Raw genomic sequence first — 17,952 nt, 5'->3', positions numbered from 1 at the left:
GGAACCTCACCGGCTGCGCCCTGTACATCACCGGCTGCGAATAGTAGTGAGATGCTTCTGGGCATGACAGTCGTGCCCGCTCCCCGCCCCCTCCTGGGAGCCGTGCTTCTGTTGTTCGTCAGCGCCGCTTGGGGGTCGGCGTTCCCACTGATGAAGGATCTCATCGACCGGTTACCAGTAGAGGACCTGCTCGCCGAGCGCTATTTGATCGCCGCGCTGACGCTCCTCCTCATCAAGCCCAACTGCTTTCGGGGGCTTTCACGGGGCACGTGGATCAACGGGGCCGTTCTCGGGGTCATGTTCGGGGTCGGGCAGACCGCCCAGGCCATCGCGCTGGGAAGCCTGCCGTCGGCCGTGTCGGGGTTCGCCGTCGGGTGCAGTGTTGTGATCACGCCGATCCTGGCGCTCCTGCTCTTCAAGTCCAGAGTGCCGCGCCGGATCTGGGCAGGCGTCGTGCTGGCCCTGGCCGGCATGACCGCGTTCACCCTGATGCGCGGGGTGGGAGAGCACGAGTTCTCACTGCTCGCGCTCGCGGCCACGCTCTTCGCTGCCGGACTCTACGCCGGCCACACGCTCATGCTCGGCCAGTTGTCCAAGCGCGGCACGTTCCACCCGTACGCGCTGACCGTGATCCAGCTCTTCACCATCGGGCTGCTGACGGGGGCCTTCGGAGCGCGCGACGGGATCGCCCTGCCGGCCGGCGCGCCGGATTGGCTGCTCCTGGCGCATCTGTCCGTGGTCTCGTGCGCGCTGGGATTCCTGGCACGCTCGTACGGGCAGGCGCACGTTCCTCCCGTGCCGAGCGCGATCATGATGTCGTCGCAGCCCCTCTGGGTGGCGCTGATCGCCGTGATCTGGTTCAACGAGCAGGTGGGCTTGAGCATGCTGGTGGGTGGCGGGCTGATGGCGGGGGCGATGCTACTCGCGCTGCCGGCCCGGGCGGCCACGTTCGGAACGGAACGCAAGCGCAAGAACCACGAACTTCGCGTCGCCTCCCGGGCGGCCGCCAAGGCGCTGGCGGACCTGAAGATCAAACGTGCGGATCCGCTCCGGCTCGACAGGAGGGCGGCGGTGCCGCACCTCGCCAAGGGCGCATGTGCGGACGTCGCGTCGTGCCCCTGGAACACCCGCTCGCTCAAGGGTGGTGGTGAGCCCAGCCTGGAGCGGCTGATCGAGCGGGCCACCCTGATCGTCCGCGCCAAGAGCCTGCCGGGGCCCGGTTGCTGCCGGTCGGTCACGCTGCTGGGTCGCTGCCTGTGCGACTTGATGGAAGAATCCGGCCAGAGGCGCACCGCGGGATTGCTCCGCTGGTTTCGGTCCAAATAGGTTACATTATCCAATCAAAAGGCAACTGCTTTTTATCCATGAGCCTCGGGCTTATTCACCGCGAGCCTTGATATTCGTAGGGGTGCCCTAATAATAGGGAATCACCCCCGAGTGGAGAGGTACGCGTCATGAAGCGCATCGTCGTCCGCAAGCCTGGAACCGCGAGGCTCGCAGGAACCTCCGGCGTCATTCACAAGGGGTGACTGCGGCGAGGTCCCACGTCAGGGTCCAGGGCGAACCACCTTCCAGTTGGGGGGCCGCGCGGCTGCTGATGCCACCGATAGACGGGCATCGCCGGCCGCGCGGCCCTTACACGGTCGCCGCGGCCCTGTTACGCCATCTGGTGCCGCGGGCCCTGGAACGATCCGGCGATCTGGTGCGGGCCCATGACATCGAGATCCTCGCGGCGGCACCTGAGCTGGCCGATCTGGTCCCGGCCGGGCGGGCCACGATCGACGGCCGACTGACCGACGACGAACGCATCCTCGTGCCGGCGCCCCGCCGTACGCTGCGGCTGGCCAACGGGATCGCGGAGTTCGTCCGCAATGCCGTGTCCCCGGGGCGCACGCTGGCCGTGTGCAACGTGGCCGAGGCCGACCCGACGGACCTGGAGCTGCTCGAGGTCATGGTGCGGCGGATCCCGCCGGCCACGCTGGAGATCATGCTGTACTCGGACGGACCCGAGCCCGCGCCCGACACCCGCGACACCGACGAGCTGTGGGCGACGGTGGATCGCTCCATGCGGGAGGGCTACCTGCACGCCGTCGTCGAGCTGGGGGAGCGCGGCATGGCCGGCACAGAGCCGGGCGGGGCGCGCTGGTGGTCCTTCGCCCAGCGCACCGCGACCGCGCTCGGCGGGCTCGGCCGTACCGCGGAGGCCCGCGCGCTGTGGGACCGGGTGCGCGCGGTCAGCCAGGATCCGGCGATGCACGCCGCCAGCGCGTACGGCACCGCTATGCTCGACGCCCGCCACCCCGACCCCGCGCGGCGCGACCTCGCCAGGGCCAGGCGCTGGATCAACGAGGCGATCGCCATCTCCACCATCCTGCCCGACCCCGCCGAGCGGGCCTTCAAGCTCGGCTTCGACCGCAACGGGCTGGCCTTGATCGAGCTGCGGCACGGGCGGCTCGGCGCCGCGTTGTCGCTGGTCGAGTCGGCCATCGAGCTGGCGCGTGAGCTGGGGGAGCGGCATCCGCTGCACCGGATGGTGCTGCTGGCCAACCGGGCCCAGCTGCTGGCCGCGCTCGGGCACGCCAAGGAGGCGCTGGAGGACTACGCGGCCGCGATCGCCATCGATCCCGCCTTCCCCGACTACTACCTGGAACGCGGCAACCTGCTGTTCAAACTGGGGCAGCACGAGGAGGCCCTGGCGGACTACGAGAGGGCCATGCGCGCCGGGCCGCCGCTGCCCGAGGCGTACTACAACCGGGCCGAGCTGCGGATCGTGCGCGGCGACACCGGGGGCGCGCTCGCCGACCTGGGCCGGGTGATCGAGCTGGACCCTGACTACCTGGACGCCTACATCAACCGGGCGGGGCTCCTGGCCGCCACGGGACAGGACGAGGAGGCCATGGCCGACGTCACGGCCGGGCTCGCCCTGGTGCCCGGCAACCCGCACCTGCTCACGGTCCTGGGCCAGCTGGAGACGACGGCCGGCCGGCTCGCCGAGGCCAGGACGGCGCTGGACCTGGCCGTGGAGGGCGCGCCCACGCTGGCGGCGGCCTGGGGGAACCGGGCGGTGCTGAGATACACGGCCGGGGATCTGGAGGGCGCGGTCGAGGACCTGAGCCGGGCCATCGAGCTGCAGCCGCAGCCGGATCTCTACGTCAACCGGGCCATCGCCCTGCGCGCGCTGGGCCGCGACGCCGACGCCGACGCCGATGAACGCCGGGCGAGCCTGTTCTCCTGACAGTGCCTGTAGATGCCTGGCCGGTCGCTCATGACAGGACGGCTTCGGCTGGTGGGAACATTGGTGGTATGAGGGGGCGAATGGGCCGGGCGTCTGTGGTGTGCGCGGCCCTGGGGGTGCTGTGGTGGGCGACCGTCCGCCTGGCCTGGACGGGCGTGGGCTGCGAGGACTGGGGGTGCCTGGTCCCGGCCCTGGGGGTGGTCGTGGTGATCTCGCTCGCACTGCTCGCCGGGGCGGCGCTGGTGCTGGAGCGGGTGAACGTACGGCCCGGGCGGCGGGTGGCCGTGGTGGCGGCCGGGGCGCTGGTGGCGTTCAGGCTGGCCGGGGAGACGCTGCCATCGTGGACGTCCCAGATGGCGGACGCCGTCGCGGCGGGGGCGGCGTTCGCGGTGGCGGGGGCCGTGGCGGCGTTCGTGACGGAGGCGGGGTTGGCCAGGGGCTGGAAGGTGGCGGCGGCGGTGGCGCTGGTGGCCCTGGCGCCGGTCGCGCTCGCCCTGTCGCTGGCGAGGTCCGGTCTCTGAGGCGCCCGGGAACGCCGGTCAGAGGTGGCTCTGGAGGAATGACTCGAACGTCGTGAGGCCCGGGTGCTCCTTCCTGAGAGCCTCGAGGTCGGCCTGGTAGCCGCTCTCCTGGAACCACTCGTACATCCGCTCCCCGCCGGCTGGTTGCGGTGCGAAGCGGGTGGCCACGCCGGTGACCCGCTCGTACACCTCGGCGATCTCGTCCCCGGTGGGGGCGTCGCCGGCGATCTCCAGCCGCCGGCCCACGTAATCGGCCGGGTGGTCGAACGCCTCGGCCGCGAAGTACGCGATGTCCTCGGGTGCGATCATCTGCATGCGCTGCCCAGGGAGGAACGGCAGTTCGATCATCCGCTCGCCGTCGGGCGCGTCGGCGTAGAAGAGGAGGTTCGTCATGAAGAAGGTCGGGCGCAGGATCGTGGCGGGCACGCCGGCAGCCGCGATGTGCTGTTCGACGGCGAACTTGCTCGCGAAGTGAGCGATCCCGGTGTCGCGTTCGGCGCCGCCGACCGAGCTGTAGACCAGGTGTGCCACGTGGAGCTCCTTGGTCGCGTCGGCGATGGTCGTGCCCTGGCGGACCTCTCTGGCCAGCTCTTCCTCCGTCCACGCGAACGCCTGCATGCTGAAGACGCCGTGGACGCCTGCCATGGCCGTGCGTACGGAGTCCGCGTCGTTCAGGTCCCCTTGGACCGGTGAGACGCCGGCGGGCAGGCGGGCGGAGTCCGGGTCGCGGACCAGGGCGCGGACCGACCAGCCCCGGGCGAGCAGCTCACGGGCCACCGCCCCGCCCTGGTTGCCGGTCGCGCCGGTGACCAGGATGGTCCGCGCCCGTGCGGGCAGCAGCAGGGTCTTGCCGGTGACCGTGCGCGACTCGATGGCCGCGTGGGCATCGGCGGCAGACTCCAGGGGGAGCACGGCGCCGATCGTGGGACGCAGGCGGCCGGCCACGGCCTCCGCCAGCGCTGCCCTCGACAGCTCGCGCAGGTCCGTCTGAGGCCAGGGGACGGCTGTCACGCGTGGGTCGGGAGTGGTCATGGGTCCGCCTGCCATGCCGTACACGCTGATGCGGCCTCCGTCCTTGAGCAGGCCCTGGGCCGCCGCGCCGAGCTCGCCGCCCACGCCGTCGAAGACGACGTCCAAGCCGCCGGTCGCGGCGCGTACCACCTCGGTCCAGCCGGGGTCGGTGTAGTCGACGGTCAGCTCGGCGCCCAGGCTCGCGGCCAGCTCACGCTTGTCCGCGCTGCTCGCCGCGCCGATCACGCGTGCCCCGGCGGTGTGGGCCAGCTGCACCAGCAGGCTGCCCACGCCGCCGCCCGCGGCCTCCACCAGCACCCACTCGCCGGGCTGTGGCGCGGCGGCCCTGGCCAGGCCCACGGCGGTACGCCCGTCGGCCAGCAGCGCCACCGCGGTCTCCAGCGACAGGCCCTCCGGCACCGGGATCAGGTCGCCGGCGCTCGCCACCGCCAGCTCCGCGTAACCCCCGGAGCCGCCCAGCGTGCTGACCACCCTCGTGCCGACCAGCGACGCGTCCACGCCCTCGCCCACCGCCAGCACAGTGCCCGCGACCCCGTTGCCCAGGATCGCGGGCAGCTCGGCCCGGCGCGGTCCGCGGTCGGCGCGTACCTGCGTCTCCACGAACGTGACGCCCGCCACCGCGACCTCCACCAGCACCTGCCCCGGCCCGGCGACGGGGTCCGGCACCTCCTCGACTACGAGTGACTCCGGCCCGCCGTACCGCCTCAAGACCACCGCACGCATGACATACCTCCACATTTATTCGGAGCGATCCGCTCCGAAATCTATACCGGAGCGGATCGCTCCGCAACAGGGCTATCCTGGACGGCATGGCGACACGCGGCAGGCAGGCCGAGGCGGCACGCAACGATCTGCGGCTGCTGCAGGCCGCGCACGAGGTGTTCACCACGCAAGGGTTCGACGCGCCGGTGTCGGCCATCGCCAAGCAGGCCGGCGTGGGAATGGGCAGCCTCTACCGCCGCTACCGCACCAAGGAGGAGCTGCTCCAGCGGCTCTGCCTGATCGCCATGGAACGCGTGGTCGAGGCCGCCGACGCGGGGCTCGCGGACGAAGATCCCTGGGCCGGTCTGGAGCTGTACGTACGCACCTGCGTGGGTCTCAGATCCGGCGCGCTCGCGCCCGTCGCGGGCACCATCGAGGTCACCGACGAGATGTGGCGGACCTCGCGGAAGGCCACGGAGCTGGCCGATCGGCTGGTCTCCCGGGCACGCGAGGCCGGTGTGCTCAGGAACGACGTGACCATGCTCGACGTCTCCCTGCTCATCGAGCAGTTCAGCCGCCCCGCCCCTGGACCCCCCAGCGAACAGCACCAGCACGTCAAGCAGCGGTTGCTGGCCATCGCGCTCGACGGCCTGCGTGCGCCGGGGCGGACTGAGCTGCCCGGCGACCCACCGAGCCTGGAGTGGTACGAAGGCCGTTGGGGAGAGAGCCCTTAGGTCTACGGTGGATGGGTGGCGTACTACGAGCTGCTCAACGACCTTGATTCCAGTGCCGGTGTCCAGGCGGCCGGCATCAGGCGCGGCTACGGCGGGCCGCCGGCCCGCACGGTCGGCGTCAGATCCGGCCTGGCGCGGCTGCGCTGTGCCTCACTGCTCAAGCCTCTGTACGCATGGGTGAGCGCGGACCGCATCCCCGACGCCGACCGGTGGCGCCGCCACGCGGAACCCGCCGTCGTCATCTCCTCCAACGCCGACACCCTCAACCTCTGGCTCGCCGTCGGGCCCGGCGTCATCCTCGACGACATCCGCCGGCGCACGGGCGTCGCCTGGTCGCCGCCCAACGGCGACCCGTCGCGGTTCGGCTCCGTCGAGGTGGCCGCCGACGAGGTCGCCACCGCCTACGCGGCGTTCGCCCAGTGCGCCGTCGCGGGCGATCCGGCCGCGGCGACCGTCCTTGGGTGGATGCGGCAGGTCGACGTGGAGCAGGCGTTCGGCGTGCGGGAGGTGCTCGGGGCGGCCGACGCTGGGATCAAGTGCGGCTGGTTCGGCGCGCCCGACGAGACCTGCCTGCGTACGCATGCCGTCGCCGTCCTGCCGCGGGGCGGCACCCGGGTCACCGTGGTCGTCGGCATGACCGCGCTGCCCTACACCGACGGGCGCGAGCGGGAGATCTACCGGGAGCGCGTGGCCAAAGGGCTGTCCGTGGAGCACACGCACGAGAAGCTGGCGGGCGCGTTGTTGCGCGAGCTGATGGCGACCACGCTGGCCGAGCTGGGGGGTTGATGAGATTCACCGTGCTGGGCGGGTGCGGCGCCTGGCCCGCGGCCGGTCAGGCGTGCAGCGGATACGTGCTCGAGCACGAAGGCTTCCGCGTCCTCATCGATCCCGGCTACGCCGTCCTGCCGCGGCTGCTCGAGCGGATGAGGGCCGACGAGGTGGACGCGGTGCTGGTCAGCCATGGCCACCCGGATCACTGCGCCGACCTCAACCCGCTGCTGCGTGCCCGCGCCCTGGCCGGCGTACCGGCGGCGACGCTGCCGGTGCACGCGCCGCCGGGTGCGCTGGACGCCGTGCTCGCGCTGGACAACCGCCGCATGCTGGCGGGGAGCTTCTCCCCTCGGGAGCTCCGTCACGGCACGCCGGTCGAGATCGGGCCCTTCCGCCTGGACGTCTTCGATCTGCCGCATCACGTGCCCAACGCGGGACTGCGGCTGAGCGGCGGCGGGCGGGTGATCGCGTACACGGGGGACACGGGGCCGTCGGCCGAGTTGCTCTCCCTTGCCAAGGACGCCGACTTGCTGGTGGCGGAGGCGACATACCCCCAACGGGTGCCCGACGAGGACGCGCCTTACCTGTCCAGTGCGCTGGACGCAGGGCGTACCGCGTCATCGGCCGGAGCGGCGCGGCTGCTGCTCACCCACCTGTGGCCGGACACTCCGGCGGAGCCCGCGCTCGCGGCGGCCGCCCGCTCCTACGGCGGCCCGCTGTCCGTCGCCTCCGGCGGCCTCACCCTCGATCTCGGGTGAGCCGCTCGACGACCTTCGCCAGCTCCGGCGGGTCGACCGCCTCGGGCAGCTCCTCGGCCCACTCGTAGCCGAGGTACGCCTGACGCTCCTCCTCTGTAAGCTCACCCGGATCGACCGCCGGGCGGGGTGTGCCGAACCTGGCCAGGTAGAAGGGCTCAGTCTTGACGTAATGGACGCCCAGCCAGGTGAAATCCCGCTCGACCTGGACGTAGCGGTCCAGGACGGCCTCGCCGGGCAGCCCGGTCTCCTCGGCCAGTTCCCGCCTGGCCGCCTCCAGCGGGGTCTCGCCGGGGTCGATCCCGCCGCCCGGCGGCTCCCACACGTCGGTGCGGCTGACGCGGTCGTACCAGTGCATCAGCAGCACCCTGCCGTCCCGGTCCAGGCACACGACGCGCGCGGCGGGGCGGTCGCTCGGGTCACTCATCGGGGAGCGGCTCCTCACTCAGAACCAGCGCAAGCAGCCCGGGGAACCGTTCATCGAACTCCGCCCTCCTGAGCCGGTTGAGCCTGCGGCTGCCCTCGTCGCGCTGCTCCAGCAGGCCGACGTTGCGCAGGACGGCGAAGTGGTGGCTGAGCGTGGACTTGGCCACCGGCAGGTGGGCGAACGTCCCGCAGGGGCGGGTCCAGTCGGGCACACCGGCGAGCTCGCGGACGATGCGGCGGCGTACGGAGTCGCCGAGGGCGTCGAGGGCGGCCTGGAGCGAGACCTCGAGGGGAGAAGTGTGCGTGAGGGCGCGTGCCCTGTTCGACGTCGGTCGAACACTCGTGTAGTGTTCCATCTCGATCGAACATCCTACGCGAGGGGAGCGACCGTGGACATCGGCCGCGTCGGAGTCTGGCACCCCCTGATCGGCAAGGCCCCCGCCGAGGAGGCGCGGCGGGCGGCGGCCCGGATCGAGGAGCTGGGTTACGGCACCGTCTGGGTCAACGAGGGCTGGGGCAGCAAGGAGCCGTTCACGGTGGCGGCCATCGTGCTGGCCGCCACCGAGCGCATCGCCGTCGGCACCGGCATCGCCAACCTCTGGGCTCGCGACGCCATGACCATGACGGCGGCGGGTGTCACGCTGGCCGATGGCTACCCAGGCCGCTTCCTGCTGGGCATCGGCGTCAGCCACGCCCCTCTGGTGGGCCAGCGCGGCCACGACTACGGCAAGCCGCTGACCACGATGCGGGCCTATCTCGACGCCATGGATGAGGCCGCGCAGAGCCTCCCCGCGGCCGGCCCTCCGAGGATCCTGGCGGCGCTCCGCCCGAAGATGTTGGAGCTCTCCCGGGAGCGGGCGGCCGGTGCCCACTCCTACTTCGTGCCGCCGGAGCACACCGCCCAGGCTCGCCGCATCCTCGGCCCCGGCCGCCTCCTGATCCCCGAGCAGGCGGTCGTCCTCGAGTCCGACCCGGCCCGCGCCCGCGAGATCGCCCGCACCCACATGGCCTACTACCTGACCCTGCCCAACTACCTCAACAACCTGCGCACGCTGGGCTTCACGGACGCCGACTTCGCCGACGGGGGCAGCGACCGCCTGGCAGACGCGATCGTGGCCTGGGGCGATGCGGACGCCATCGTCAAGCGGGTCCGCGCCCACCTGGACGCCGGCGCCGACCACGTCGCCATCCAGCCCTTGTCGCCCAACGCCCCGGACCTCACCGAGGCTCTCACTCAACTCACCCACCTCGCCCCTGCCCTCCCCCTGTAGAACCAGTGCCAACGCCCGAGGCCGGGGGCGCGCCGGAGAGGTCCGCACACACCCCCGGCAGCCGGGCGCCGCGCGGGGCGAGCTCGCCTCCGCATGGCCTACGCCATGCGGGTTGACCTGGAGTGCGCTCCAATTCGTAGCGTGGGGACATGACAACGCCACAGCACAAGATCGGGTCGGGCTTCGGCGCCAGGAGCACCGCGGACGACGTGCTCCAAGGCATCGATCTGTCCGGGAAGCTGGCGATCGTCACCGGGGGCTACTCCGGCCTTGGGCTGGAGACCACACGTGCGCTCGCCCGGGCCGGCGCCCGCGTCGTCGTGCCCGCCCGCCGTCCCGACACCGCTCAGGAGGCGGTCGGGGGCATCGACGGGGTCGAGGTGGACGAGCTCGACCTCGCTGACCTGGAGAGCGTACGGCGGTTCGCGGAGCGTTTCCTCGCCACCGGTCGCAGCGCCGAGATCGTCATCGCCAACGCGGGCATCATGGCCTGCCCGGAGACGCGGGTCGGTCCTGGCTGGGAGGCGCAGTTCGCGACCAACCACCTCGGGCACCACGCACTCGTCAACCGCCTGTGGCCGGCCATCGCCCGCGGCCAGGGCCGGGTCGTGACCGTCTCGTCCGGCGGTCACCGCATTTCGGGCATCCGATGGGACGACGTTCAGTTTGAGCGGGCTTATGACAAGTGGCAGGCGTACGGGCAGGCTAAAACCGCCAACATCCTGTTCGCCGTGCACTTGGACAAGCTGGCACGGGATGCGGGGGCACACGCGTTCTCGCTGCATCCCGGTGCCATTCTCACACCGCTGCAGCGGCATCTGCCCAAGGAGGAGATGGTCGCGGCCGGGTGGATCGACGAGGCGGGCCATGCGCTGGACTCCAGTTTCAAGACGCCCGAGCAGGGAGCGGCGACCCAGGTGTGGGCGGCCACCTCGCCGCAGCTGGCCGGCATGGGCGGCGTCTACTGCGAGGACTGCGAGATCGCGGAGGTGACCATCGAAGACAACCCTGGGCGGGGAGTGCGCCCCTACGCGATCGACCCGGATGAGGCGGCACGTTTGTGGCGGCTCTCGGCCGACCTGACTGGCGTCGACGCCTTCGCCTCAACCCGCTGACCACCTGGGTTCACCGCTTCATCGCTCCGTCCGCGATCGCGTCGGCCGCGTCGCCGATAGCCACGCCGACGATCTCCAGGCGGCGCACCAGCTCACGCTCCTTCATGACGTCCGCCGTCAGCTCCCCAGAGAAGATCCGCGAGATCTCGTACTGGTACATCCGCCGGATGGCCCCGCCCGCCTTCTTCGCCTCCAGCGCGTCGACCGCCACCCCGGAAGGCCGGGAGGCGAGGCCGCGGACCGCGTTCTCGAGCGCGTCGATGCCGACGATGACCTGGTCGAGCAGGGGAGAGAAGCGGATCTGGTCGGGCACCCGGTAGAGGTGGGACTCGCGGACGAAGTCCCGCAGCGAGTCGAGCACGTCGTCGATCGACCGGGACAGCCGGAACAGGTCCTCCGGATCGATGGGTGTGACGAGCGCGGTCTTGAGCTCGTCGACGAGGCGGGCCCGCTCCTCGTCGCCGAGGTGCTCGATGGAGCGCATCTGCTCGTGTGCCCCCGTACGGCCCACCTCGCCGCCGATCATGGCCATGGCCAGCCACGCCCCATCCTTGGTGGCCTTCAGCTGCCCGAGCAGGGCCTCGGTGACCGCACTGTCCATGCGGCCGGCCATGAGATCCCTGATCCGCCGTAGCCGCTTCATCCCCTGCCTGCCTTCCTGGACGTCGCGGGTGATCCGTTCATAACTGCGTCATCCCCTTCACCACGAAGGCCCCCACCCCGCCCAGCAGCGCGCTCGCCGGCAGGGTCAGCATCCAGGCCGTACCGATCTTGACGGCGGCGTACCAGCGGACCCGTCCGCCCCCCTGGGCCATGCCCGCGCCGACGAGCCCTCCGGCAACGGCCTGGGTCATGCTCACCGGCATGCCGGCGGCCGCGCAGCCGATCACCGCCACGCCCGCCGCCAGCTCCGCGGCGACACCGTGCGTCGGCCGGAAGACGATGATCTCGCGGCTGAGCGTGCGCCCGGCCTTGGGCAGTCCGTACAAGGTGCCGAGCGCGAACAGGGAGGCCACCAGCGACGTGTACGCGAGCGGCGCGTCCGAGAAGCCCAGTGCGATCATGAATACGGCGAGCATCTTCTGGCCGTCGTTGGCCGCGTACGCGAGGGTCTGGAGCAGGAACCCCGCCCGATGCCAGGACCCCAGCCCCCGCGCCGTGGTCACCACCACCAGCACCCGGATGAGCGCCCAGGCCAGCAGGCCGCCGACGGCAGGCGCCGCCAGGCCGAACGCCAGCACCAGCGCCACCCACCCCGGCGAGACCGGCAGCCCCCACCCGAGCCCGGCCCCGGTGAGGCCACCCACGATGGCCAGGGTGAGGCTGGTCGGGCGGCCCTTCGCGCTGAGCGCCGCCACCACGGCCAGAGCCGAGATCACCGCGATCGTGGTCGCGATCTTGCCGCCGGGCTCGTGGAAGCTCGCCAGCCTGGTCACGAATGTCCGCGCCACCTGGTGCGTGACCAGCGGCACGATCGCCACCATCACCACGAGGGCGAGGATGCCGGTGGCCGGGCGCACCGTGGGCAGCTTGAGCCCGGTGGCGAGAAGGGCGCCCCCGTCGTTGACCCCGGACACGGCCGCGAACAAACCCGCGACCACGATCAGAACGGCGGCGTCCAAAAGCATGCACTCCATTCCCTCTCGCCTGGCTGGGGCGAGGCGCGCTAGAGTCCCGGCGATTGTCCGTAATGCCCGATTACTACCCAAGATCCGGGAGATCAGCGCCACGCCGGAGAAGCCGCGTCGCGCCCGGTACGCTCGATCGTGCCGCCACCACCGGTAGTTGACGGGGGAGGCAGCGGTGGACGTGCCCGGCGACCGGTACTCTGCCCAGATCAGCCGCAAGGCACCTGACGATCCCCTGCCCGCGAGAGTGAACGAAGTGACCAGCCCAGCCGAATACATCCTGACGCTGTCCTGCCCCGACCGGCCCGGTGTGGTGGCCGCCGTCTCCGGCCTGCTGGCGCGGAACGGATGCAACATCATCGAGAGCCAGCAGTTCGGTGACAGGGTCGCGCAGCGGTTCTTCATGCGCGTGCAGTTCGCCGGACCGCTGGGCGAGGACGACCTCAACGCGGCCTTCGCCGCGCTCGCGCCCGGCTTCGCCATGGAATTCACGGTGCGCGACGTGGCCAGGAAACCGCGGGTGCTGATCATGGTCAGCAAGTTCGATCACTGCCTCAACGACCTGCTCTACCGGGTCAAGGCCAAGACTCTCGGCATCGAGATCGTGGCCGTCGTGTCCAACCATCCCGACCTGCGGCCGCTCACGCAGTCGTACGGCATCGACTACCACCACTTGCCGGTCACCCCGGAGACCAAGCCCAAGCAGGAGGCCGAGGTGCTGGCGCTGGTCGAGCACTACCAGGTGGACCTGGTGGTGCTGGCCCGCTACATGCAGGTGCTCTCGCGGGCCCTGTGCGAGAAGCTGGCCGGGCGGGCGATCAACATCCATCACTCGTTCCTGCCGTCGTTCAAGGGCGCCAAGCCCTACCACCAGGCGCACGACCGCGGCGTCAAGCTGATCGGCGCCACCGCTCACTACGTGACCTCCGACCTGGACGAAGGGCCGATCATCGAGCAGGAAGTGGCCAGGGTCAACCACAGCCACTCGCCTGAGGACCTGGCGGCGATCGGGCGGGACGTGGAGTGCGTGACGCTGGCCAGGGCGGTCAAGTGGCATGCCGAGCAGCGGGTGCTGCTGGACGGCCACAAGACCGTCGTCTTCCCGCGCTAACCGAGACTCTGGTCGATGGCGCCGACGAGGAGGGGGCCATCGAGCAACTCCTCGAAGGTCATCTCCCGCGCGGACGGCTCACCCGGGCCGCCGAACCGGCGCAGCACCTCGATGGGAGTGGGCTCGCGGAAGAAGGACACGCAGTAGATGTCGCCCAGCGGATTCTGCGGGTTCCCATCGGGCTGCTGCAGCAGCGGTCGCTCGCCCACACGCTCCTGCCCCGCGGAGCGGGTCGTCACGACCACAGGTCCGGCAAGTACTCGCAGCCGTGCCGCTCGAACAGCTCCCGCAGTCGCTCCCCCGAGCGGTCCGGCACCGAGTGGAGCTCCTCGATCAGCCGCACCGTACCCGGCGACATCACCACCAGGTACCGGGCCGGCGAGGACGAGGGGTTCCAGAACGTGTGCGGCACCCCCGCGGGCCCCAACACCGCCGCTCCCGCCTCGGCCTCTACCTCGTCGCCGCCCAGCCGGAACCTGAGCGTGCCCTCCAGCACGTACCAGATCTCGTCATCGCGCAGGTGCCGGTGCGGCACGGCGATGTAGCCGGCGGTCGAGCCGGGGTCGCTCCACTCCGCGACCAGGAACGACCCGTCCATCCGCCCGGCCGTCCGCCCGAGCAACGGCTCCGCCTTGAGCAGACTCATGGCCGGTAGGTCCCGAACCACCAGGAATTGCCCTGAGGGTCCTTGCATCCGTACTCGCGCGACCCGTACGGCTGGTCGACCAGCTCCATGATGATCGCGGCCCCCGCCGCCTTGGCACGGTCATGATGGGCGTCGACGTCGCCGACCGCGACGTAGATGCCGGGCCCGCCCGGCCGCCCCTCGCCGATCATGATCATGTCGTTGCCGACGAGCAGTTCGGCGTGGTTGACGGCGCCTTCGTCGTTCTTGGACGCCTCGTGGACCCGGAAGCCGAACGCGCTGGTCAGGAAGTCGATCGCGGCCTGGCAGTTCTGGTAGCGGGCTAGTGCGTAAACGGTTCGCTCCATGTGCTCAGGATGCCCCGCCCGCTCCTTCCAGTCTTGGATAAATCTGACCCGGCGTCGTGTCCCCGAGCACCCGGAACTCCCGGTTCATGTGTGCCTGGTCGTAGAAGCCGCACTCCGCCGCCACCTGCGTGATGGGGGTGCCCGAGCGCAACAGGCGCATGGCGCGCCCGAACCTGATCACCCGGGCGGCCGTCTTCGGCGGCAGCCCGATCTGGTCCTGGAAGCGCGCCACGAGGTGCCGGTGGCTCCAGCCGAGCGACTCCGCCAGCGAGGAGGAGCTCAGCCGGCCGCCCGCCGACAGCAGCCGCGCCCAGGCCCACGCCACCTCGGGTCCCAGCGGAGGCTCCTCATGGATGCGGGCCGTGAGCAGCCGATCGGCCAGCGCCAGCCGCTCCCGCCACGACGGCGTCTCCGCCAGCCGCCCCACAGCCATGTCCGCCCACGGCCCGAGCAGCTCCGCGACCGGCACCGTCAGGTTCGTCAGGTGCCGCATCGGCAGACCGTAGAGGCGCCTGGCCCCGAACGGCGTGAGGTCCACCTCCACGCCCTCACACGGCCCGGTCACACGGGTGATGGTGAACCGGTCGCCCAGCCCGCCCGTGAACGCCGTGAAACGCTCCCCGCGCACCTCCATCGGCCCGCCGAACGCGAGGATGAGCACGGCCCCGGGCATCGCGGCCTCCGACCGTGTGACCGGGGAGCCATAGTGCTCGCGGTAAGCGCACAGCCGCGTCACGTAGGGGCGCAACGCAGCGCTGGGGGCGGCCTCCACCACGGCCAGCCCCAGTGTGCTCATATGACCAAGATTAGAGGCCGGTGTGCGTGGCGAGGAAGGTGAGCGTGTCGGCCGACAGGTCGACCGTACGGCTCACCGCGCGCGCCCCGTGTCCCACCTCGGCCTCGTTACGCAACAACACAGGCCGCTCCGCCGTCGAGGCGTGCTGGAGCGCCGCGCACATCTTCCACGCGTGCAGCGGGTGCACGCGCGTGTCGGACTGGAAGACGGTGAAGAGCGTCGCGGGGTACGCCACCGCCTCCTGAACGTGGTGGTAGGGCGAGTAGCTCCGCAACCAGCCGAACTGCTCGGGGTCTTCGGCGCTGCCGTACTCGACGTTCCAGGTGGCGCCGAGGCCGAACTGCTCGTACCTGATCATGTCGAGCAGCGGCGCGGAGCAGACCACGGCCGCGTACAGGTCGGGGCGCTGCGTCAGCGCGGCGCCCACGAGCAGGCCGCCGTTGGAGCCGCCGGAGATGCCGAGCTGGGCGGACGTGGTGACGCCGGTCTCGATGAGGTGTTCGGCGGCCGAGTGGAAGTCGTCGAACACGTTCTGCTTATGGGCCAGCATGCCCGCGCGGTGCCAGTCCTCGCCCTCCTCGCCGCCGCCACGCAGGTTGGCGATGGCGTATACGCCGCCGGCCTCCACCCAGGCCAGGACCGACGCCGAGTAGCCGGGGGTCATCGACAGGCCGAAGCCGCCGTAGCCGTAAAGGATCGTGGGCCGCGGGCCGGAGCTCTCCTCAAGAGGAGAGATGATCAGCATGCGGACGTCCGTGCCGTCCTTCGACTGGTAGACGACCTGCCGGGTCCGCACCTCCGGCACCTCGATGGCCCCGGGCGAGGCCGCCCACAGCGTGGTCTCGCCGGTCCTGGCGTCGTAGTGCTGGATGGTGGGCGGCGTGGTGTTGTCGGTGTAGCCGAACCAGGCCTCGTGGCCGCCCTCGGGGCGCTCGGCGATGCCGCCGATCGTGCCGAGTCCGGGCGTGGGCACCTCGCCGACGCGCTCGCCGGTCTCCAGGTCGTGGACGGTGATCTCGCTGATCGCGTGCCGGGTCCAGCCCACCAGCATGATGGGGCGTTCGAGGTCGTCGAGGATCGCGAAGTCGCTCAGCACCGCCTCGGGGTCCTCGGGGATCAGCTCGCGCCAGGTGTCGTAGCCGGGCGTGGCCGGGTCGGTGACGCACACCCTGGCCCTCGACGCCTCGCGATCGGTGTGCACATAGAGCCTGCCGTCGCGGCCGAACGCCAGCCCGGTCTGCGCGTCCACGCCCTCCTGGACCACCGTCAGCTCCGGCCGGTCGATCGGGGAGGCGGTCAGGTCGGCCACCCAGAGGTCGTTGCGCGGCGCCGTGCCCTCGTGCGAGGACACCTGCAGCCAGCGGCCGTCCCGTGAGACCGACACGCCGTAGTAGTTGGTCATCTTCAGGCCCTCGCCGAAGATCATCACGTCGTCCTCGGTGGAGGTGCCGACGCGGTGCAGGTAGACGCGGCGGTGGAACTGCGTCTCGTTCTCCGGCACCTCGGTGCTCGGCAGCCTGCGCACGTAGTAGAACGCCTCGCCGCCGGGCAGCCAGGCAATGGGGGAGTAGCGGCAGCGGTCGATCGGGCCCTCGATGCGCGCGCCCGTGGCCACGTCCATGACGTAGAGCGCCGACTCCTCGTCGCCGCCGACCGAGATCTGGTACGCCAGCAGGCGCCCCTCCTTGTCGGGCTGCACGGCGTCGAGCGTGGTCAGCCCGGACGGGTCGATCGCCATGGGGTCGACCAGCGCCCGCTCGGTCCCGTCCGGCTCGACGACGTAGTAGACGGCGTGCTCCTGGTCGGGGGTGCGGCGACTGAAGAAGTGACGCCCGCCGCGCCACGCCGGCGTGCCGACCGAGCCGGACCTGAGCAGCTCGGCGATGCGGCTCTTGAACCGCTGCGGCCCCCTTCCGCGGGAGAACAACTCGGCCTGCGCGAGCAGCCATCCCTTCGTCTCCGGACTGTCGGGGTCCTCGAGCCACCTGTAGGGGTCCGGAACGGGCGTTCCGTGAAGGATGTCGACAGTGTCTTCGCGGCGTGCGGTCGGGTACGGCTCTCGCGTCATGCACGGAACCCTACTGCCAATGGAGAGGGGTAAAGCGCTGGTGAAACGGGCATAAAACGTATCGTGCGTCCCTCTAGTCATTCCGGTCAGATGTTTTTGGGGTGGCGGGGACCACGGTGCAAACGCCAGACTTGGTGACAGGACGGTGCCGTGGTGACCATCCGCTGGGCCGTCCGGCGGAGGTCCACGTGACGGAAGCACAAGTGCCCCAGGAGGGGCCGACAGGCGGGACATGCCGCGGCATGTCCCCTTTGATACGCGCGCAGCAGGGAGAGGCACGATGACGCGCCAAGTCCTGCTGCTCAACGCCACTTACGAGCCCATGACCACCCTCTCGCTGCACCGTGCCATCGTGCTCGTGCTGCGGGAGAAGGCCGACATCGTGCATCGCGACGGCAGGGGCGCGGTGCTACGCTCCGCCAGCTGCACGCTCGATGTGCCCTCGGTGATCAGGCTCCGCAGATACGTCCGCATCCCCTACCGGTCCCGCATCCCCCTGACCAGGGCAGCGCTCATGCGCCGCGACAACTACCGCTGCGCCTACTGCGGTCAGCGGGCCGAGACCATCGACCACGTCATCCCACGGTCCCGGGGTGGCGCCCACACCTGGGAAAACTGCGTCGCGTCCTGCACGACGTGCAACCACAGGAAGGCCGACAAATACCTGGAGGAGCTGGGGTGGACGCTACACGTCAGCCCGGCGGTGCCACGGGGCGCCCACTGGAGGCTGATCGGCGCGTCGCTCGTCGGAGACCCCCAGTGGGCGCCCTACCTCGAGGCCGCTGCATAAAGGG

Annotated in this window: 20 protein-coding genes; 10 read left to right on the top strand and 10 right to left on the bottom strand. The window is 71.0% G+C overall.

What is annotated here, in order from left to right:
- Positions 1-63: 63 nt before the first annotated feature.
- The 3 genes from ACTWPT_RS36600 to ACTWPT_RS36590 all read left to right on the top strand — a co-directional run bounded on the left by ACTWPT_RS36600 (position 64) and on the right by ACTWPT_RS36590 (position 3,756).
- Positions 64-1,326, top strand: coding sequence for a DMT family transporter (locus ACTWPT_RS36600; protein ID WP_443182091.1), 1,263 nt, complete (start codon positions 64-66; stop codon positions 1,324-1,326).
- 271 nt (positions 1,327-1,597) lie between these two features.
- Complete coding sequence (locus tag ACTWPT_RS36595; protein ID WP_443182090.1) at positions 1,598-3,235, top strand: tetratricopeptide repeat protein; 1,638 nt, start codon at positions 1,598-1,600, stop codon at positions 3,233-3,235.
- Positions 3,236-3,303: 68 nt separating this feature from the next.
- Entirely contained in the window at positions 3,304-3,756 is a 453-nt protein-coding gene (locus tag ACTWPT_RS36590) for a hypothetical protein (RefSeq protein ID WP_443182089.1), read from the top strand.
- A gap of 18 nt (positions 3,757-3,774) precedes the next feature.
- Here ACTWPT_RS36590 and ACTWPT_RS36585 read toward each other — a convergent pair whose 3' ends face one another.
- Entirely contained in the window at positions 3,775-5,511 is a 1,737-nt protein-coding gene (locus tag ACTWPT_RS36585) for an NmrA family NAD(P)-binding protein (protein WP_443182088.1), read from the bottom strand.
- 86 nt (positions 5,512-5,597) lie between these two features.
- On the opposite strand from ACTWPT_RS36585, the gene ACTWPT_RS36580 reads away from it, so the two are divergent.
- Genes ACTWPT_RS36580 through ACTWPT_RS36570 form a run of 3 tightly spaced genes read left to right on the top strand, consistent with a single transcriptional unit; the run spans position 5,598 to position 7,753 of the window.
- Entirely contained in the window at positions 5,598-6,224 is a 627-nt protein-coding gene (locus ACTWPT_RS36580) for a TetR/AcrR family transcriptional regulator (protein ID WP_443182087.1), read from the top strand.
- 15 nt (positions 6,225-6,239) lie between these two features.
- Positions 6,240-7,010 carry a hypothetical protein gene (locus ACTWPT_RS36575; RefSeq protein ID WP_443182086.1) on the top strand — a complete coding sequence of 257 codons (771 nt, stop codon included), beginning with the start codon at positions 6,240-6,242 and terminating at the stop codon, positions 7,008-7,010.
- Positions 7,010-7,753, top strand: coding sequence for an MBL fold metallo-hydrolase (locus tag ACTWPT_RS36570; protein WP_443182085.1), 744 nt, complete (start codon positions 7,010-7,012; stop codon positions 7,751-7,753). Before ACTWPT_RS36575 ends, ACTWPT_RS36570 begins: the two co-directional genes overlap by 1 nt.
- Here the strand turns inward: ACTWPT_RS36570 and ACTWPT_RS36565 are convergent.
- The gene (locus tag ACTWPT_RS36565; RefSeq protein ID WP_443182084.1) at positions 7,734-8,177 is read right to left on the bottom strand and encodes an NUDIX hydrolase; all 444 of its coding nucleotides are present in this window, start codon (positions 8,175-8,177) and stop codon (positions 7,734-7,736) included. The genes ACTWPT_RS36570 and ACTWPT_RS36565 overlap by 20 nt on opposite strands.
- Complete coding sequence (locus ACTWPT_RS36560; RefSeq protein WP_443182083.1) at positions 8,170-8,532, bottom strand: ArsR/SmtB family transcription factor; 363 nt, start codon at positions 8,530-8,532, stop codon at positions 8,170-8,172. Before ACTWPT_RS36560 ends, ACTWPT_RS36565 begins: the two co-directional genes overlap by 8 nt.
- Before the next feature lie 33 nt (positions 8,533-8,565).
- Between ACTWPT_RS36560 and ACTWPT_RS36555 the strand changes: the two genes are divergently transcribed.
- Complete coding sequence (locus tag ACTWPT_RS36555) at positions 8,566-9,447, top strand: LLM class F420-dependent oxidoreductase (protein WP_443182082.1); 882 nt, start codon at positions 8,566-8,568, stop codon at positions 9,445-9,447.
- Between the two features lie 149 nt (positions 9,448-9,596).
- The gene (locus tag ACTWPT_RS36550) at positions 9,597-10,562 is read left to right on the top strand and encodes an SDR family NAD(P)-dependent oxidoreductase (protein ID WP_443182081.1); all 966 of its coding nucleotides are present in this window, start codon (positions 9,597-9,599) and stop codon (positions 10,560-10,562) included.
- 10 nt (positions 10,563-10,572) lie between these two features.
- Here the strand turns inward: ACTWPT_RS36550 and ACTWPT_RS36545 are convergent, their stop codons facing one another.
- Both ACTWPT_RS36545 and ACTWPT_RS36540 read right to left on the bottom strand, forming a co-directional pair.
- The gene (locus ACTWPT_RS36545; RefSeq protein WP_443182080.1) at positions 10,573-11,205 is read right to left on the bottom strand and encodes a DUF47 domain-containing protein; all 633 of its coding nucleotides are present in this window, start codon (positions 11,203-11,205) and stop codon (positions 10,573-10,575) included.
- Positions 11,206-11,242: 37 nt separating this feature from the next.
- Positions 11,243-12,190 (bottom strand): inorganic phosphate transporter, encoded by a 948-nt coding sequence (locus ACTWPT_RS36540; protein WP_443182079.1) that lies wholly within the window; start codon positions 12,188-12,190, stop codon positions 11,243-11,245.
- A gap of 256 nt (positions 12,191-12,446) precedes the next feature.
- Here ACTWPT_RS36540 and purU point away from each other — a divergent pair, with 256 nt between their 5' ends.
- On the top strand, positions 12,447-13,301 hold the full coding sequence (gene purU, locus ACTWPT_RS36535) for a formyltetrahydrofolate deformylase (protein ID WP_443182184.1): 855 nt from the start codon (positions 12,447-12,449) through the stop codon (positions 13,299-13,301).
- Here the strand turns inward: purU and ACTWPT_RS36530 are convergent.
- The 5 genes from ACTWPT_RS36530 to ACTWPT_RS36510 are packed head-to-tail and all read right to left on the bottom strand — an operon-like array spanning position 13,298 to position 17,158.
- Positions 13,298-13,540 (bottom strand): hypothetical protein, encoded by a 243-nt coding sequence (locus tag ACTWPT_RS36530; RefSeq protein WP_443182078.1) that lies wholly within the window; start codon positions 13,538-13,540, stop codon positions 13,298-13,300. The genes purU and ACTWPT_RS36530 overlap by 4 nt on opposite strands.
- Positions 13,537-13,947 carry a cupin domain-containing protein gene (locus ACTWPT_RS36525; RefSeq protein ID WP_443182077.1) on the bottom strand — a complete coding sequence of 137 codons (411 nt, stop codon included), beginning with the start codon at positions 13,945-13,947 and terminating at the stop codon, positions 13,537-13,539. The genes ACTWPT_RS36530 and ACTWPT_RS36525 overlap by 4 nt, the downstream gene beginning before the upstream one ends.
- A complete protein-coding gene (locus ACTWPT_RS36520) occupies positions 13,944-14,294 on the bottom strand; it encodes a VOC family protein (protein WP_443182076.1) in 351 nt (116 codons plus the stop codon). Before ACTWPT_RS36520 ends, ACTWPT_RS36525 begins: the two co-directional genes overlap by 4 nt.
- Before the next feature lie 4 nt (positions 14,295-14,298).
- Positions 14,299-15,090 (bottom strand): helix-turn-helix domain-containing protein, encoded by a 792-nt coding sequence (locus tag ACTWPT_RS36515; protein ID WP_443182075.1) that lies wholly within the window; start codon positions 15,088-15,090, stop codon positions 14,299-14,301.
- Positions 15,091-15,100: 10 nt separating this feature from the next.
- Positions 15,101-17,158 carry a prolyl oligopeptidase family serine peptidase gene (locus ACTWPT_RS36510; protein WP_443182074.1) on the bottom strand — a complete coding sequence of 686 codons (2,058 nt, stop codon included), beginning with the start codon at positions 17,156-17,158 and terminating at the stop codon, positions 15,101-15,103.
- Positions 17,159-17,438: 280 nt separating this feature from the next.
- On the opposite strand from ACTWPT_RS36510, the gene ACTWPT_RS36505 reads away from it, so the two are divergent.
- Entirely contained in the window at positions 17,439-17,948 is a 510-nt protein-coding gene (locus tag ACTWPT_RS36505) for an HNH endonuclease (RefSeq protein WP_443182073.1), read from the top strand.
- The last annotated feature ends 4 nt before the right edge of the window (positions 17,949-17,952 follow it).

Source organism: Nonomuraea sp. 3N208, assembly GCF_052245935.1.
GTDB lineage: Bacteria > Actinomycetota > Actinomycetes > Streptosporangiales > Streptosporangiaceae > Nonomuraea.
Note: the sequence above shows the minus strand (reverse complement) of the source record. Positions and strands in the feature narration are given on the sequence as shown.